Annotated in this window: 17 protein-coding genes and 3 tRNA genes; 14 read left to right on the top strand and 6 right to left on the bottom strand. The window is 62.6% G+C overall.

Translation table 11 applies throughout. The features are described 5' to 3' along the window. Window positions 1-249 precede the first annotated feature (249 nt). Both RQH14_RS01315 and RQH14_RS01310 read left to right on the top strand, forming a co-directional pair. The gene (locus tag RQH14_RS01315) at window positions 250-1287 is read left to right on the top strand and encodes a universal stress protein (RefSeq protein ID WP_311211534.1); all 1038 of its coding nucleotides are present in this window, start codon (window positions 250-252) and stop codon (window positions 1285-1287) included. A 17-nt stretch (window positions 1288-1304) separates the two neighbouring features. Further along, the gene (locus tag RQH14_RS01310) at window positions 1305-4076 is read left to right on the top strand and encodes a PEP/pyruvate-binding domain-containing protein (RefSeq protein ID WP_311211533.1); all 2772 of its coding nucleotides are present in this window, start codon (window positions 1305-1307) and stop codon (window positions 4074-4076) included. Here RQH14_RS01310 and RQH14_RS01305 read toward each other — a convergent pair. Beyond that, the gene (locus RQH14_RS01305) at window positions 4073-4993 is read right to left on the bottom strand and encodes a cation diffusion facilitator family transporter (protein ID WP_311211532.1); all 921 of its coding nucleotides are present in this window, start codon (window positions 4991-4993) and stop codon (window positions 4073-4075) included. The genes RQH14_RS01310 and RQH14_RS01305 overlap by 4 nt on opposite strands. A gap of 10 nt (window positions 4994-5003) precedes the next feature. Continuing rightward, the gene (locus RQH14_RS01300; RefSeq protein ID WP_311211531.1) at window positions 5004-5495 is read right to left on the bottom strand and encodes a metallopeptidase family protein; all 492 of its coding nucleotides are present in this window, start codon (window positions 5493-5495) and stop codon (window positions 5004-5006) included. Window positions 5496-5587: 92 nt separating this feature from the next. On the opposite strand from RQH14_RS01300, the gene RQH14_RS01295 reads away from it, so the two are divergent. Then, window positions 5588-6511 carry a carbohydrate kinase gene (locus tag RQH14_RS01295; RefSeq protein WP_311211530.1) on the top strand — a complete coding sequence of 308 codons (924 nt, stop codon included), beginning with the start codon at window positions 5588-5590 and terminating at the stop codon, window positions 6509-6511. Here the strand turns inward: RQH14_RS01295 and RQH14_RS01290 are convergent. Next, a complete protein-coding gene (locus tag RQH14_RS01290) occupies window positions 6508-7461 on the bottom strand; it encodes a DMT family transporter (protein ID WP_311211529.1) in 954 nt (317 codons plus the stop codon). The two genes, RQH14_RS01295 and RQH14_RS01290, sit on opposite strands and share 4 nt — an antisense overlap. Before the next feature lie 342 nt (window positions 7462-7803). Between RQH14_RS01290 and RQH14_RS01285 the strand changes: the two genes are divergently transcribed. The 3 genes from RQH14_RS01285 to RQH14_RS01275 all read left to right on the top strand — a co-directional run bounded on the left by RQH14_RS01285 (window position 7804) and on the right by RQH14_RS01275 (window position 8156). Continuing rightward, window positions 7804-7876 (top strand) — tRNA-Glu (locus tag RQH14_RS01285). An 84-nt stretch (window positions 7877-7960) separates the two neighbouring features. Continuing rightward, window positions 7961-8034 (top strand) — tRNA-Asp (locus tag RQH14_RS01280). 46 nt (window positions 8035-8080) lie between these two features. Beyond that, a tRNA-Phe gene (locus RQH14_RS01275) sits at window positions 8081-8156 on the top strand. A gap of 235 nt (window positions 8157-8391) precedes the next feature. Here RQH14_RS01275 and RQH14_RS01270 read toward each other — a convergent pair. Both RQH14_RS01270 and RQH14_RS01265 read right to left on the bottom strand, forming a co-directional pair. Further along, window positions 8392-9303 carry a PKD domain-containing protein gene (locus RQH14_RS01270; protein ID WP_311211528.1) on the bottom strand — a complete coding sequence of 304 codons (912 nt, stop codon included), beginning with the start codon at window positions 9301-9303 and terminating at the stop codon, window positions 8392-8394. Between the two features lie 41 nt (window positions 9304-9344). Further along, window positions 9345-10025, bottom strand: coding sequence for a DUF6318 family protein (locus tag RQH14_RS01265; protein ID WP_311211527.1), 681 nt, complete (start codon window positions 10023-10025; stop codon window positions 9345-9347). Window positions 10026-10199: 174 nt separating this feature from the next. Between RQH14_RS01265 and RQH14_RS01260 the strand changes: the two genes are divergently transcribed. From RQH14_RS01260 to RQH14_RS01225, 8 genes are all read left to right on the top strand, one after another. Continuing rightward, the gene (locus RQH14_RS01260) at window positions 10200-10730 is read left to right on the top strand and encodes a hypothetical protein (RefSeq protein WP_311211526.1); all 531 of its coding nucleotides are present in this window, start codon (window positions 10200-10202) and stop codon (window positions 10728-10730) included. Between the two features lie 92 nt (window positions 10731-10822). Then, complete coding sequence (locus tag RQH14_RS01255) at window positions 10823-11269, top strand: Asp23/Gls24 family envelope stress response protein (protein ID WP_311211525.1); 447 nt, start codon at window positions 10823-10825, stop codon at window positions 11267-11269. Beyond that, complete coding sequence (locus RQH14_RS01250; RefSeq protein WP_026542624.1) at window positions 11266-11457, top strand: DUF2273 domain-containing protein; 192 nt, start codon at window positions 11266-11268, stop codon at window positions 11455-11457. Before RQH14_RS01255 ends, RQH14_RS01250 begins: the two co-directional genes overlap by 4 nt. Continuing rightward, window positions 11454-11834, top strand: a complete 381-nt coding sequence (locus tag RQH14_RS01245; RefSeq protein ID WP_311211524.1) for a hypothetical protein — start codon at window positions 11454-11456, stop codon at window positions 11832-11834. The genes RQH14_RS01250 and RQH14_RS01245 overlap by 4 nt, the downstream gene beginning before the upstream one ends. Beyond that, on the top strand, window positions 11831-12496 hold the full coding sequence (locus RQH14_RS01240; RefSeq protein WP_311211523.1) for a DUF6286 domain-containing protein: 666 nt from the start codon (window positions 11831-11833) through the stop codon (window positions 12494-12496). The genes RQH14_RS01245 and RQH14_RS01240 overlap by 4 nt, the downstream gene beginning before the upstream one ends. Next, window positions 12493-13104, top strand: a complete 612-nt coding sequence (locus tag RQH14_RS01235; RefSeq protein ID WP_311211522.1) for a hypothetical protein — start codon at window positions 12493-12495, stop codon at window positions 13102-13104. Before RQH14_RS01240 ends, RQH14_RS01235 begins: the two co-directional genes overlap by 4 nt. 94 nt (window positions 13105-13198) lie before the next feature. Further along, a complete protein-coding gene (locus tag RQH14_RS01230) occupies window positions 13199-13534 on the top strand; it encodes a hypothetical protein (protein WP_311211521.1) in 336 nt (111 codons plus the stop codon). A 194-nt stretch (window positions 13535-13728) separates the two neighbouring features. Further along, complete coding sequence (locus RQH14_RS01225) at window positions 13729-14415, top strand: DNA alkylation repair protein (protein WP_396136263.1); 687 nt, start codon at window positions 13729-13731, stop codon at window positions 14413-14415. Window positions 14416-14460: 45 nt separating this feature from the next. Here the strand turns inward: RQH14_RS01225 and RQH14_RS01220 are convergent, their stop codons facing one another. Further along, the gene (locus tag RQH14_RS01220) at window positions 14461-14871 is read right to left on the bottom strand and encodes a helix-turn-helix transcriptional regulator (protein ID WP_311211520.1); all 411 of its coding nucleotides are present in this window, start codon (window positions 14869-14871) and stop codon (window positions 14461-14463) included. Window positions 14872-15037 lie beyond the last annotated feature (166 nt).

Below are 15037 nucleotides of genomic sequence, written 5' to 3'. Positions count from 1 at the left end.
GTCCGCGTGTTTGCGTTGTTCATCCCCAGTGCAAAATGCGCCCCCTGCAACCGAGCCCGGACCGTTATACACATAGCCAAAAGTCACCTTGATTCGGCGTTGACGACCGAGAATAGTGGGCATTGGGAGGAGGAATTTCCAGGTTTCTTCTGCCCCGGCCATTGACAACGGCGCCAGTAGGGAATCCGAGCCGGAGAACCTCTGGCAGAATGGCCGGAACATCAAGCAGCAGGTGGAGAGGCGGGCCCCATGGACCAGCACAGCAGGCACAATGAAGAGCCACAGGACGGCCAGGACCAGGCAGTGGCGCCAGGCGGCATTGTCGTTGGAGTTGACGGTTCTGAGCACGGGCAGTGTGCGTTGGTATGGGCGGCACGTGAAGCCGAACGCCGTCAGTTGCCCTTGCACATCGTCACGGCCTATTCCGTACCCATCTTTGCCGCATCAGGGCTGGATGGCGGCTACGCAACAGTGGATGACTCGGTGATCCGCGAAGGCGCGGACGCGATCGTGAAACAGGCTATGGACAAGATCTCCGGGTATTCCATAGACGTGGACGCTTCGGTGGAGAACGGCGACGCTGCCGGTGTCCTCCTGGATCTTTCGGCAGAAGCCGCGCTCCTCGTTTTTGGCAGCCGGGGCCGCGGAGGCTTCGTTGGACGCCTTTTGGGATCTGTCAGCAGCGCATTGCCTGCCCACGCCAAATGCCCCACCGTCACGGTCCCGCTGTACTGCGCCGACCGTCTCGGCGAAAACACTGAAGACAAGCACATCAAGGCTGAGCACGCCAAGGCTGGCCCTCGCGCAGTCGAAAACGTGGTTGCAGTTGGTGTCGACGGCTCCGAGCAAGCCCGCGTGGCAGTACTCGAAGCGGCTGAGCAAGCGCAGCGCATGGGAGCCAAGCTCCGCGTCATTTGCGCTGTACCTCAGTACAGCGGGTCCCTGGCCTGGGTGCCGGCTCCGTTGGACCGCGACGCCCTCTTTGCGGATATCAGGGTCCAACTTGACGCCGGTGTTGCCTGGCTCAGGAGCCACTTCCCCCAGCTTCCCATTGAGACGGACCTCCGGGACGGTTCACCAGTGGACGTGCTGGTGGAAATCAGCCGCAGCGTTGAACTGGTGGTCTTGGGAACACGAGGCCGCGGCGGGTTCGCGGGTATGCTGCTCGGTTCCACCTCGGACGGCGTCCTCCACCATGCGAAGGGGCCTGTGCTGGTCGTCCCGGATCGTGAGGATCCGCGGCTTGCCGACCGTCACAAGTTTGGGCCGATGCTCGGCGCAGCTTAGCCTCGGGCCCATCCTCCATGGACGGCCAGGAGACCGGGGAACAAGGGCAGGATCGCTATAACGTTGCGTCCGGCACGGTGTTCACTCTGGACATCGCCGGCATCAGTGGGGCAATGCTTCCTGAAGTGGGGGGCAAGGCTGCCAACCTGGGTGAGCTGACCAGCGCCGGCCTGCCCGTACCGCCTGGATTCTGCCTGACAACCGCTGCCTACCGGCACGCCCTCTCTGCCATTGGCCTGGACGGGGTCTTTGCGGCACTGAAAGAGACCGATGCTTCCCACCTGGACCAGCTGAACGGGCTTGCCGCACGCGCACGGTCCTTGGTGCTGGACGCCGGCGTTCCCGACGTGGTCGCCGAAGCGCTGCGGTCCGCCTATCAGCAGTTGGGCGAGGACGTCCCCGTTGCCGTCAGGTCTTCAGCTACCGCGGAGGATCTGGCCTTCGCAAGCTTCGCCGGTCAGCAGGATACCTTCCTGAACGTGGTGGGAGCGGACTCGGTCTTGGAGGCTGTGAGCCGCTGCTGGGCTTCACTGTGGACAGACCGTGCCGTGACCTACAGGACCACCAACGGGATCGATCACGCGTCGGTGACCCTGGCTGTGGTGGTGCAGGAGATGGTGGACTCAGCCACCGCCGGCGTCATGTTCACCGCCAACCCGGTGACAGGAAACCGGCAAGAGACAGTGATCGACGCCAGCCCGGGCCTGGGAGAGGCCGTTGTTTCCGGAGCCGTGAATCCGGATCAGTATGTGGTGGATGTCCGTCGCGGTGCCATGGTGAAAAGGACCGTGGGGGACAGGCAAGTGGAGATCAGGGCCATCCCTGGCGGCGGCACGGAACGCGTTGAACGCAGCGCCGGATCCTCACAGGACCTGCCCGGCGATGCAAATCCTCAGCACTGCCTCAGCGATCACCAGGTGTTGGCACTCGTGGACTTGGGCCGCGAGGTCCAGTTGCATTACGGAGCCCCGCAGGACACCGAGTGGGCCATAGACCATGAGGGAAAATTGTGGCTCACCCAGGCCCGGCCCATCACTACCCTGTACCCGCAAACCACACGCACCCCTCCGGTCCCGGGAGAGCACGCCTTCCTGAACTTCAGCCTCGCCCAGGGTCTCACCAGACCGCTGACTCCCATGGGCTTGGCCGGCATTCGGCTCATCGCCTCCTGCGTCGCCCGGACCGCGGCCTTCGATGTTCCGGATCCCCGGTCCGGCCCACCGCCGTACTACGAGGCGGGGCAGCGCATCTTCTTTGACCTCACTGCGGTGGTGCGGAGCAGGGTTGGCCGGGCGATCGTGCCCCGGGTTTTCGATGTCATGGAGGCCCGTTCAGCCGTTCTGATCCGTGGCCTCTTTGCCGATCCACGCTTCTCGGTGACCACCAGGACACCCTTGAAACTGATTCGCCACGTCGCTCCGGTTGCGGCCAAATACCGTGTTCCCGAGACGCTGTTCCGTGGCCTGTTCCGCCCGGCTTCGGCGTTGAAACGTGTGGAGAGGCTTGGCTCCGATCTGCGCAACACCTTGGCCGTCCCGCAGCAAGCAACGGCTCATCAACGGATCAGCCACGTCCAGCGAATCCTCGGAGAGGAAGTTTTCGCCACGGTCCCCCAGGTGCTGCCCCTTCCCGCGCTCGGCTTTGCCATGCTTGCGCTGGTCAAGAAGCTGTTGGGCGGGCAAGCTCCCTATGACGAACTCCAAACGGTGCTCCGCGGCCTTCCCAACAACGTCACTACCGAGATGGACCTGGCGCTGTGGCAGCTTGCCGCTGGGATTCGGAAAGACCCCGACGCCGTTGCCTCCATGACCGGTCGAACGGCGGCAGAACTGACGGAGCAGTATCGGGACGGAAGCCTCCCCGCCGTCGCCCAGACCGGATTGAGTTCATTCCTGGGTACCTTCGGACACCGTGCCGTCGCCGAGATCGACCTTGGCATGCCGCGCTGGTCAGACGACCCCACCCACATTCTTGGCGTCGTCACCAACTACTCGAGGCTGGCGGACGGCTCAGAGGCGCCGGACCAGCAGTTCGCGCGGGCAGCCCGTGATGCTGATGAACAAGTATCGCGTCTCGTCGCCCGGGCCAGGACAAAGAGCCCTTTGCACGCGGCTGTGGTTCGCATGGCGTTGGACCGGACACGGAGGTTCGCGGGACTGCGCGAGCTGCCCAAGTACAACCTGGTCCTGGGACTATCCGTTGCACGGAAGCAGTTGCTTCTCATCGGGAATGAGCTTGCGGCATCGCATCGGATCGAACGCCCCGAGGACATCTTCTTCCTGGACCTCGACGAAGCCGAGACCGCGCTGGCCGGTGATGACCTGCAGGAGTTGGTAGCTGAGCGACGCGCCACCTACGGGCAGGAACTGCGGCGAAGGCACATACCGCGGGTGCTCATGTCGGATGGCACCGAACCGGAAGCCGCGCCCGGGACCAACGGGTCCCAGCGCCCTGGCACATTGTCCGGCAGTCCGGCGTCGGCAGGACGGGCCACAGCTCCTGCACGCGTCATCATGGACCCGGTTGGGGCGCACCTGGAGCCGGGAGAAATCCTCGTAGCACCGTCAACGGATCCCGGCTGGACGCCGTTGTTCCTCACGGCCGGAGGGCTGGTCATGGAGATGGGTGGGCCCAACTCCCATGGCGCCGTGGTGGCCCGTGAGTACGGCATCCCTGCTGTTGTGGGGGTTCCGGACGCCACATCGCGGATCAGCACCGGACAGCTCGTCACCGTGGACGGCGCCGCAGGGACCGTGGCTGTTGAGGGCGCGGGTGGCGGGACCGGCTAGGCGTGCTGGTGCGACTCGTGTTCCGAGTGGCTCACCGGCTCCAACTGGAAGGTGCAATGCTCGGTGTCGAAATGCCGTCCGAGGCAGGATCCCAACTGGTCAAGGATGCTGTCCGCACCGCTGGCGTTAAGTACTTCGTCTTCCACCACAACGTGGGCAGAGAACACGGGAACGCCGGAAGTGATGGTCCAGATGTGAATGTCGTGGGTTTCCACCACACCATCCACGGCCAGGATGTGTTCGCGGATCATATTCACGTCCACGCCTTTTGGTGTCGCCTCCAGGAGGACATCCACCACGTCGCGAAGCAGATGCCAGGCGCGGGGGATGATCATCACTGCGATCAACATCGATGCAATGGGGTCTGCGGCGCTGAAGTCTGTAGTCATGATGACGATCGCCGCCACAATGACCGCAATGGAGCCCAGAAGGTCACCGAGGACCTCAAGGTAGGCGCCACGTACGTTGAGGCTTTCCTTTTGCGCCCCCTGCAGGATCAGGAGCGAGACAAGGTTGGCCACGGCACCCAGAATGGCTGCCCAGAGCATGACGTCCGTGTGGATTTCCGGGGATTCCCCGAAGCGGCGGATGGCTTCGATCATGATCACCACAGCGATCACGATGAGGATCAACGCGTTCGCCAGGGCGGCCAGCACTTCAGCCCGCTGGTACCCGTATGTCCGCTGGTCACTGGCTGGACGCGTGGCAATCCAAGCCGCCATCAGTGCGATGAAGACACCCGCGGCATCAGAGAGCATATGGCCGGCATCAGCCAGCAGTGCCAAGGACCCAGACACGACGGCGCCGACCACCTGGATGCCGACCACCCCCAAGGTGATGGCCAGGACGGCGATAAGCCGCTTCCGGTGCTTGCCGGTTGCTGTGACTCCGTGAGAGTGATTGTGGTCGTGCCCCATGTCTATAAGGCTAGCCCCAGCCGAGTTCGTGTAAGCGGTCGTCGTCGATCCCGAAGTGGTGCGCGATCTCGTGGACCACCGTGATGGCCACTTCATCGATGACCTCTTCGCGCGTACTGCAGATGTCCAGGATCGGCTGCCTGAAGATGGTGATCCGGTCCGGCAGGGAACCGGCTTCCCACCAGGAATCGCGTTCAGTCAGGGGTACGCCTTCGTAGAGTCCCAACAACACAGTGTCCGGATCTTCGCCCGGCTGGGGCGTGTAGTCGTCTTCAATAAAAACAGCAACGTTGTCCATGGAGCTGGCCGCTTTGGGCGGGATCAGTTGGAGGGCGTCGCTGACGGCCTCCTCAAATTCTTCGGGGGACATTTCGAAAGGCGCGGTACCATGAGCGTCGGTGTGCTCAACAGGGCTGTGCACCGCATTCCGATCCCGGAGCTGCGATGAAGGACGCTCGCCGTCCGGAACTATGGGCAAGCCGGGTGGAAGATTCGCGGGCATGATCTGACTTTAGTCCGCTCAGGCAGCAACGGCGCTGTGTGTGATGAGAGATACTGAAAGTCAATCCTCTTTTCGACAGACACAGGAACCGCATGACCGGCACCCCTTCCCTCGCGCCTGAACCCCTCGACGTCGTCGTTGTAGGTGAGGCGTTGATCGACATCGTTGAGTCGTCCGATGGCCAGGTGGAGTACCCCGGCGGTTCTCCGGCCAACGTCGCCTTCGGTCTGGGCCTGCTGGACGTCAAAACCGGCCTGCTGACGGCCATCGGACGCGACGCCCGGGGTGACGCCATCGCGGCACATCTGCACAGTGCCGGCGTGGTGCTGTTGCCCGGCTCCATGTCCGCGGGCAAGACCGCGACGGCGACAGCCCGGATAGCTGCAGACGGTTCAGCTGACTACACCTTTGACATTGACTGGGCGTTGGCACCCCTGGCCCTTCCCTACGCCCCGAGGATCCTGCACACGGGCTCCATCGCCACGTTCCTGGAGCCCGGCGCAAGCGTTGTGCGGAGCTTGCTGGAGCAGGCGCAGGGCGGGTGCATGGTGACGTACGATCCCAACATCCGCGCCGACCTCCTCGGAAGCCACCAGGAGGCCTTGTCGCTCTTCGAGGAAATAGTGCCGCTGACCGACGTCGTGAAGCTCAGCGGGACCGATGCCCGTTGGCTGTACCCCGGCAAGGCGCTTGAGGACACCGCGAAGCACCTCCTGGCCCTGGGCGCCGGGTTGGTTGTAGTGACCCAAGGGGTCAAGGGCTCGCTCATGGCCACTCGGCACATACAGCTCAACGTCCCGGCCGTCCCGGCAACAGTGGCCGACACCATCGGCGCGGGCGATTCCTACATGGCAGCGCTCATCATGGGACTGCTCCTTCGGGGCAGCGACGGACTGGCACCCACCGTCATGGAGCGGATCGGCACCATTGCCTCCATGGCGGCCTCCATTGCCGTCGGCCGCCCGGGCGCCAATCCGCCCACACACCGTGAACTTTTGGTGGGAATGGCCCGCTAGCGGAGGGGCTGGCGGGTCCGACGCCGGGTCAGGCCCACGCCCACCAGGCACACTACGCCACCGATCAGTCCCCAGATGGTGGGGACTTCCTGAAGCACGGCCCACGAAATCAAAATGGTGGTGCCCGGAACCAGGTACGTGGTGGCGGCCAGCTTCCCGGCCGAGATGAGGGACAAAGCGTACGCCCAGGTGGTGAAGGCGATGGCCGTGGGAAAGATCCCCAAGTAGACCAGGCCCAGCGTTGCCGGGAGCGGCGCCGCCTGGACCTCGGAAATCAACTGCCCGGTCCACGGCAGGCAGCAAATGGCGCCCACCATGATCCCGAACCACGTTGCCTGCCCTGCGGTGAACTTACGGAGCACGGGCTTCTGAAGGATCGCGCTCACCGAGGCGAGCACAGCGGCAAGCAAGCACAACAGCACGCCGGCGACGTCCGCCGTCGAACGCTGTCCGGAACCCAGCGCGATCATTGCGACGCCGCAGAACGCCACGCCGCTGCCAATCAGCAGCCAGCGGGGGAAGCCCTCCTTGAGGAAGATTCCGGCAAGGATTGCGATCAGAATAGGGGAGACATTGATCAGCATGGCGCTGGTGCCGGCGTCGAGCATGTGTTCCGCGGCGTTCAGGGCCACGTTGTAACCGCCGAACCACATCACGCCGTAGGCCACGATCGGCAACCATTCCCGGCCGCTCGGCCACACCTTCAACGTCGGCAGCACCACGATTCCAAGCACGACGGCGGCAACCGCCAACCGTCCCAGCGTCAAGGATCCGGGGGAGAAGCTGGGGCCGACCGCGCGGATGCCCACGAACGCCGAAGCCCACAGGACCACGGTGACGATCACGGCGGCGATGCCGAGTTTGCTCATGACTGCTCCCGGCGCGGGGGTGGTGCGCTGGGGCATGTCTGGGGAAGGTTGGCCGGGTTCGGCCGGGGAGGTGGTTGTCATAGAGCCAAATCTAGCCGCCGTTGAGCCGGGGCGGCTGGCGGTTTTCGGACGCGTCAGGGCAAGATCCTGCCAAGTTTGCGGACTGCCCTCGGTGTGCGGCGGCGGGTTGATGTGGTGGCGCGCTGCCGAGAGGTTAGCTCTCGACTCTTTGGGTGCTTCTTAGAGGTGAGATCCCGCCCCTCGATAGGCCCCAAGTGGGTGGCCCTGCGAGGTCTGCAGACCTCGATTTGGGAATATCGCCATCTATGCTCTAAAGTTTTAGAGTCCAGTTCGGACGAGCGAGACACGGAAAAGAACGCGTAAAGCGTCGATTTTCTTTTGCGAAATCCGAATTGAGTTCAGGCCCCCATCGTCTAGCGGCCTAGGACACCGCCCTTTCACGGCGGCGGCACGGGTTCGAATCCCGTTGGGGGTACGCAAGGAAGTGGTTAGCCGGATGGAAAAAGTCTGGTAAGCTAGAAGCCTTGAAAAAAACGCGGTAGAGATACTGCAAACGCAAGGCCCTGTAGCGCAGTTGGTTAGCGCGCCGCCCTGTCACGGCGGAGGTCGCGGGTTCAAGTCCCGTCAGGGTCGCTCTGAGCGCCGAAGAAATTCGGTTCTCAAGGTGACGTGTCACCTAGGCTCTGTAGCTCAGTTGGTAGAGCGTTCGACTGAAAATCGAAAGGTCACCGGATCGACGCCGGTCGGAGCCACCACTGGGAAGCATCAGTTCTTCGGAACTGGTGCTTTTCTTCTTTAACGCAGTAAGCGAGTGCGTGTACCGGCGCCACCCACTTTGGTTCGCCTTCATTCGTCGCAGAAGCCGACGCACCGTAATTCTGCGCGTGTCGAAGGTCATAGCCGGGCAAAGTAGGTCGGGGCGGTACGAAGCCTGCCCACTACCTCCCCTCACGTGCCTAGCGCACTTGCCTGTTTAGTCGGCTTCCCCACTTAGTCCCGAGCTTCTGGGCAGCCCCAGGAGTTGGGGTTTTGCTGGCAGGTGTCGGCGACGAGTGCTCTTTCTGTTTTCCAGACGTGGATGGTTTTGGCTGGTGTGGTGATGTCGAGGGTTCCGTTGATGGGTAGTGGTGGTCCGTTGTTGACGGAGTAGGTGCCGGTGAAGCTGGTGGTGAGGGTGGCTTGGTAGTTGCCGGTTTCGGTGTAGGTGTGGCTGGTTCGGGTGGCGTTGGTGAGCCAGTCGGTTTCGGGGATGGAGTAGCCGGCCACCGGGGTTGGGCCTAGTGTGCTGCCGTCGCCGAAGGTGTAGGTGTAGTTGGCTGGTGTTGCGGTGAGGTGGACGGCTTGGCCGAGGATGGTGACGTCGAAGCCTTGTTCTGCGGTGGTGGCGTAGAAGTTGGTGGGTCCGCCTTTGAGGGTGTGCGGGAATGGCTGGGCTTCGAGGGTTCCTGGGTTGATGGGTAGTTGTTGGAAGTCGGTCAGGATGCGTGCGGCGATGTTGGCCAGGACGTTCTCGGGTTGGGGGTCGTAGAGGCAGGTGGGTCCGCTGACGGGGATCCAGTCGGTCCAGCCCGGATTGGTGATCGCTCTTGGGGCTTCCTTCCAGATCACGGGGGTGCCTTCTTCTCCGCCGGTTGTGGTTGCCGGGCATTCGAGGGCGTCGCAACCGGGGTCCTTGGTGTCAGGTCCATCGGCGCGGCAGTGGGTGTCGGCCATGTACTGGTTGGGGTCATCGATTGCTTGCGATGTGGATGATCCATCGAGGCGGGGGCCTAGCAGCCCTGTCTGGGGATCGATTCTGAAACGCGCGCCGATGTCGATGGCCGTGTCGTGTTTTCCGATGCTGACTCGAGGTTCATCTTTCGCAAATGCCGAGGAACCTGCGAGTACAGCGTGCGCGGTCATGGCGGCGAGGATGACATGACTCCATCTAAATGCTTGCACCGTTAACCGACAATCAGTCCGTTGTCGGTGACCTGCCACTTGCCGTCCCGATAGCTGAGCATGACCGCTTCGGCAGTGTTGTGCGCGGGCGTCATTTCCTGCCCCGAGCTACCGTCTGCATCAAAGTACTGAATACGCTCTTGAAGCACCTGCACTCTTGCCGACTGGTGGTCTGCCCCTTCTTTCCAGAGGACTTCTATGACGGGAGTCGATATCCGCCCGCCCACTACCCAGCGTCCATTTATGTAATTGAGCTCTACAGCCTTCTTATAGGCACCGCCTGACTTCGTCGTTGTATCGGTTGATGCCATCCATTCCGTCAGCTCACCCGTCTCAGTCGCGTAGGAATACGTCGCGTACCAGTACCCAATAAACGATTCCAGCCCTGCCTTCGAGTTCTCTTTCGCCAGCTCGGGCATCACTGGGACCGGCACGTTCTGCGCTTTTCCCTTGGCATCCGCGGGCTTGTACACGGCGGACGTCGGCGGACTACCCGGAGTAGCCGAAGCCCCCGGAACCGAAGCCCTCGAGGCGGGCGACGCCGTCGTCGAGCTTGGTTCGGAGGGTGGCGCGCTGGGCGCGGTACCGCCCTGACAACTGCTGAGGAGCAGGGCCAGCCCCACAGCCACAGCTCCCGTCCGGGCCAGGACTAAAGGAAAAGTGGCAGACGAAAGGCGTGGCATGACAGGCTCCCCAGCAGCTGTTTTGGCGATGTGTCGGCCAGTCTAGGTGGGGCAATCGAGCCCAACACAGTCATGAATCGGGCGTTGTGGATAACCCGGCTCTGTTCACGGCGGGACGCTGGGCGTATTCTGACCTCGCCGGCTCGTCTATCGCACGCATCCACTGGGGGAACCATGGTTACGATCGCACGTTCAGCTACGCCCAAGCGCGGCCGCCTGGTCTCGGTGGCCCTTCTCATCGCTACCCTCACGCTGAGTGCCTGCTCCATGCCGGCACCGGTCGTGCAGTCGTCGCCCAACGCGTCCTCGGAGGCTCCGGCCGCGGAAGTGGGTACCAGTTCCGCCCCGGCCACAGAAGCGAGCCCAGCCACGACTGCCGGAACAGGCGCAACCACCGGAACCGGTGGGCCTTACGGAGAGTTCTCGTCGCTGTCGGAGGCCTGTATTTCGGTGAGTGCCACCATGCTCAGCGTCACCATCTTGCCGTTGGCAGGGCTGATGGGCGGGAACCCGGAGGACATAGACAAAGCAAAGCAGGAATTGTCCCAGATGCAGGGCAAAGTTCCGGAAGAGTTGAAGCCGTCCTTCGAAAAGCTGAGGGCCTTCACGGAGGCCGCGGGCTCGGACTTCAGCAAGTATGGTGACGGGAAGTTCGAAGAGCTGATGAAGCCCATCCAGGACTGGATGGAAAAGAACTGCCAGTAGTCGCCGCCGCGCGCACTCCCTTCTCTCTGACGCTTCGCCCAAAGCGTCGGAGCTAGACGCTAGGGTGGTACTCAAGAGAAGGGGAGTGCTCCATGGAAGACCAGAACGTGCAGCTTGATCCTGTGCCTGGGGGCGAGATCCTGGGTACTGGACGCACCATCATCTCCGAGGCGGCGGTTGCCAAGGTTGCCGGCATTGCTGCCCGCACGGTGCCTGGCGTGTACTCGTTGGGTTCGGGGCCGTCCCGCGCGCTCGGCGCGATTCGCGATGCCGTCGGCAGTTCCGACCACGCAGCGGGCGTGCGCGCGGAAGTCGGCGAGACCCAAGTGGCCGTGGACATCAATCTTGTCGCCCTCTACGGGCACCCCCTGCACAGTGTCGCCAACCAGGTCCGGAGCGCCGTTTTCCGCGCGGTGGAAGAGCTCGTTGGCCTCCAGGTCATCGAGGTCAACATCGAGATCAATGACGTGTACGTGGCTCCGCCGGTCAAACCTGCGGGAATCAAGCCAGCCGTAGTGGAAAGGGAGGCACTCCAGTGAGCATGACCGTTGTTGGAATCGCAATCGGCGCCTTCGTGGCGTTCATGTCCTTTTCCTTTGGACTGTGGGGATTCCTGATCTCACTGCTGTTCATGGGCATCGGAGCGCTGCTCGGCCGGGCCGCCGACGGAAAACTGGATCTCCGCAGCGTCCTGGACGCCATTACGGGCCGGCGCTCTTCGTCATGAGCGTGGCTGAGGCTGTGGACTCCACCAGCAGCCTGGCCGGCCACAACCGGATCAGTACCCAGGCTTTGACATCCTTGGCGCGCGCCGCCGCCTCTGAGGCTCTCGGCGTTGAGGCCAACGACATCCGCGCTGATTGGGCGGACGACGACGGCCTGCTGGCTTTGTCGATCGTGGCACCTATCAGCATCCCGGCTTTGACCGAAGTCCTGCGGGACCCGCTGCGCGTCCAAGGCTTCGGCGGCTCCATCTGGGACCGTGCGGTAGCTGCCAAGGCCACTGTTCTTGAGACGGTCACGCGACTCAGCGGATCCCAGCTGAGCAGAGTGGACATCAGGATCAGCGGAGCCCACGTCACGGAGGGAGGCCGCGTTCAGTGACACAGGATCAGGAAACCCAGAACCGGAACACCAAGGATCAGCACACCCAATTGGAGGGATACGCAGGAGCTGGACCGGTGGCGGGCGAGGACCCCGAAATGAGCCGGATCCTCCGCCGTGAAACCCATTCCTCCCGGGCCGGCGCTGCCGCCATTGCCGCCGTACTGGTCATTGTCCTCTGCCTCTACGCCCTGCTCGAGGCAGGCGTGCGGGCAGTTGGTCAACCGCCGTGGCTGATCGATCCCACCACGGCGGCCGGGCGAATCAGCGCACTCCCTGAAGGTATTTCCCCACTGTTGCTTGGTGCCAGTGGCGCTGTGGTTGCCATGGTGGGACTGTTCTTCTTCCTCCACGCAGTGCTGCCCGGCAGGCGTGCCCGGCATCTGCTCCGGGACCCGCGTACCGCCGTCGTGGTTGATGACGAAGTGCTTGCCTCAGCGCTTGCGCGCCGTGCACGAACCGCCGCGAACGTTACCCAGGAACAGGTCATGGTGATCGTTTCCCGGCAGCTGGTGGTGGTCAATGTGCGGCCTACGTCTGGCAGCAGGGTGAGCGAGCAGGCTGTGCTGGCAGCCGTTCAAGCGGAACTTGAAGAGATGTCTCCCGTGCCGATGCCTTCCGTGCGGGTCAACCTGGCGTCGTCGGGGGTGATTGGCGCGTGAACGGAACACCGAGGGCTCTTAATCGTGTGCTCCTGTTCATCATCGGGGTGAAACTCCTGGCCGTCGGATTACTTCTCCTGCTGTTGGCCACCGTGCCCGCTGTTGCAGCTTGGTGGCATGGCTGGTCCGCCGGTGCATGGGCCGGGATGGAAAATGCCTTCCGCCAAACACGCTTCCCCGGACGTGAGGAAAGCTGGCTGTGGATTGTGGCCGGCGCAGTCCTTGTGGCCATCATTATCGCCATGGTCGCCTGGTTGTCGCAGCAGGGTAAGGGCAGGGCCAACCTCCTGGTCGTCAGCGATGACGACAGCCACATCGACGGAGAAGTCCGGATCGGTGGTGGCGTCGCCGAGCAAGCCCTGAGGGCGGCACTCGCTGAGAGGACCGACCTCGCAGCCGCTTCAGTGGCGACCTACGAGGTGCGGGGAAGGCCCGGGCTGCGCATCCGGATTCAACCCCGGCAAGGAGTAGCGCCGCATCTGCTGGCTGCCGAAGTATCACAGCTGGTTGAAGCCTTGGACCTGGTCATCGGTCAAAAGACCCCCGTTCTGGTTCACATGGTTTCCGGTGCCCGATCCAGGTTTACCAAGGCGGAGCGTGTCCGCTGACATTGCAGAACGCAAGCTCAAGCCCATAGGTTGAATCCAAGAGGGAAACCTCCATTGGCACGTCACAAATCCGACCGTTAAAAAGGAGAACACCATGAGTGAAGAAACCACGGGAGCCGAAGCGGTGAACGGCGCAGCAGGAAACGCCAAAGACACGGCTGGTGAAGCGCTTGAAAATGCCAAGGAATTTGCGGGTGAAGCTGTAGAGAACGTCAAGGAATTCGCCGGTGATGCTGCTGAGAATGTCAAAGAGTTCGCAGGAGACGCCGCTGAGAATGTCAAAGAATTCTTCTCGGGCGATGTAGGAGAAAATGCCAAGGAATTGGCGGGAGACGTCGCGGAGAAGTCCAAGGAAATCGCCGGAGATGTAGCCGAGAACGTCAAGGGACTGGGTTCGAAGATTGCCGGTCTGCTGAAGGGCGACAAGTAGCAATTTCCTCAACGGGATGGCAGTTCGCCGCCGCCGCGGACATCCGCGCGGAAGCGGGCTGCCATCGCGCTGTCCGGAACCAACAGTCTGATTGGGCGTGGTAACCCGGCCTGGACGTCGTAACCGGCCCGGACCTGGTAACCCGGCCCGGAGCTAGTACCCTGAAGTCCATACGCGACGGACAGGAGGCCGCAGTGGCTGGAACAACAGTGCTCGACACTACAGTGGCCGGGCTGATGGCCGAGTTGGCGGCGCTGGAAGAACCCCGTGCACGGGAAATCAACGAAAAACACGGTGACGACCACGGCGTGAACCTCAGCAAGCTGCGCGCCGTCGCGAAGAGACTGAAGACGCAGCAGGAGCTATCACGTGAATTGTGGGCCACGGGTGACACCGCGGCCAGGTTGTTGTCCCTGCTGGTCTGCCGGCCCAAGGCCTTTGAGCGGGACGAACTGGACACCATGCTCCGGGAAGCGCGGACCCCCAAGGTGCAGGACTGGCTGGTGAATTACGTGGTCAAGAAGAGTCCGCACTCCGAAGCGCTGCGGGTGGCCTGGTTCGCCGACACCGATCCTGTGGTGGCCAGCGCAGGATGGGCGCTGACATCGGAACGGGTGGTCAAGAAGCCGGACGGACTGGACACTGTGGTCCTGCTGGATATTATCGAGGCCACCATGAAGGACTCACCGGACCGTCTCCAGTGGGCCATGAACCAATGCCTTGCCATGATCGGGATCGAATTTCCGGAACACCGGGCCAGGGCCCTGGATATCGGTGAGCGCTTGGAGGTCCTCAAGGACTACCCCACGCCGCCTAACTGCACATCACCATTCGCGCCCAGCTGGATCAACGAGATGGTGCGGCGCCAAGCGGGTAATTGAGCCAATCCGGTTAATGAGCCGGCCGGGTAAATGAGGCGGCGATACTCAGCCCCTGTTGCGGTGCATCATCCGGTACGTGAGCTCAGCGAGGAGTTCTTCATCGGAAAGGTGTGACGCCCGGGCAATGGGAGCAGCGGGGACGGCGATGCGGGGAGGCCCCTGCCGTGGTTCGTCTCCTGAGCGCATGTCATCCGGCGTGATCATTTCCGGGGCAAAGGTCGATTTTCCTTTGAGGACCTCTGATACGGACCCTGCGCGCCATCCCAGCGCATGCTCAAGCTTGCGCTGATTGATTTCCTGGGTGCGCCGCGTTCCCGATTCCAGCGTTCGGACGGTCTTGATGGCGGTACCTGCCTGCTTGGCCAACTGCACCTGGCTCAATCCTTGGGCCAGCCGTTCTTCTTTGATCAATCGGCCGATAGTCTGCAGTGCTTCAAGTTCATCCACACTTCCCATGTTTCCATAGGCAACACTGGGTAAACAAATCGAAACAGTCTCCAGTGGGGAGCAGTGACCGCTCAAATACCCCGCCATGAAGGCCCGCAGCAACCTTCTGATCTATATCGGCAGGTTACTTGGTATCGATGCGGTTACGTTCGGTGTAAGCGCTTGCATTTTGCCG

Source organism: Arthrobacter sp. WCS2018Hpa-7, from assembly GCF_031843805.1.
Classification (GTDB): Bacteria; Actinomycetota; Actinomycetes; order Actinomycetales; family Micrococcaceae; genus Arthrobacter.
This window is presented reverse-complemented; position numbering and strand designations above follow the sequence as displayed.

Coding starts and splice junctions, on each gene's coding strand:
- RQH14_RS01270 (WP_311211528.1), bottom strand. CDS start 9,303: ATGACCGCGCACGCTGTACTCGCAGGTTCCTCGGCATTTGCGAAAGAT.
- RQH14_RS01310 (WP_311211533.1), top strand. CDS start 1,305: ATGGACGGCCAGGAGACCGGGGAACAAGGGCAGGATCGCTATAACGTT.
- RQH14_RS01265 (WP_311211527.1), bottom strand. CDS start 10,025: ATGCCACGCCTTTCGTCTGCCACTTTTCCTTTAGTCCTGGCCCGGACG.
- RQH14_RS01300 (WP_311211531.1), bottom strand. CDS start 5,495: ATGCCCGCGAATCTTCCACCCGGCTTGCCCATAGTTCCGGACGGCGAG.
- RQH14_RS01260 (WP_311211526.1), top strand. CDS start 10,200: ATGGTTACGATCGCACGTTCAGCTACGCCCAAGCGCGGCCGCCTGGTC.
- RQH14_RS01305 (WP_311211532.1), bottom strand. CDS start 4,993: ATGGGGCACGACCACAATCACTCTCACGGAGTCACAGCAACCGGCAAG.
- RQH14_RS01295 (WP_311211530.1), top strand. CDS start 5,588: ATGACCGGCACCCCTTCCCTCGCGCCTGAACCCCTCGACGTCGTCGTT.
- RQH14_RS01245 (WP_311211524.1), top strand. CDS start 11,454: ATGAGCGTGGCTGAGGCTGTGGACTCCACCAGCAGCCTGGCCGGCCAC.
- RQH14_RS01220 (WP_311211520.1), bottom strand. CDS start 14,871: ATGGGAAGTGTGGATGAACTTGAAGCACTGCAGACTATCGGCCGATTG.
- RQH14_RS01290 (WP_311211529.1), bottom strand. CDS start 7,461: ATGACAACCACCTCCCCGGCCGAACCCGGCCAACCTTCCCCAGACATG.
- RQH14_RS01230 (WP_311211521.1), top strand. CDS start 13,199: ATGAGTGAAGAAACCACGGGAGCCGAAGCGGTGAACGGCGCAGCAGGA.
- RQH14_RS01315 (WP_311211534.1), top strand. CDS start 250: ATGGACCAGCACAGCAGGCACAATGAAGAGCCACAGGACGGCCAGGAC.
- RQH14_RS01255 (WP_311211525.1), top strand. CDS start 10,823: ATGGAAGACCAGAACGTGCAGCTTGATCCTGTGCCTGGGGGCGAGATC.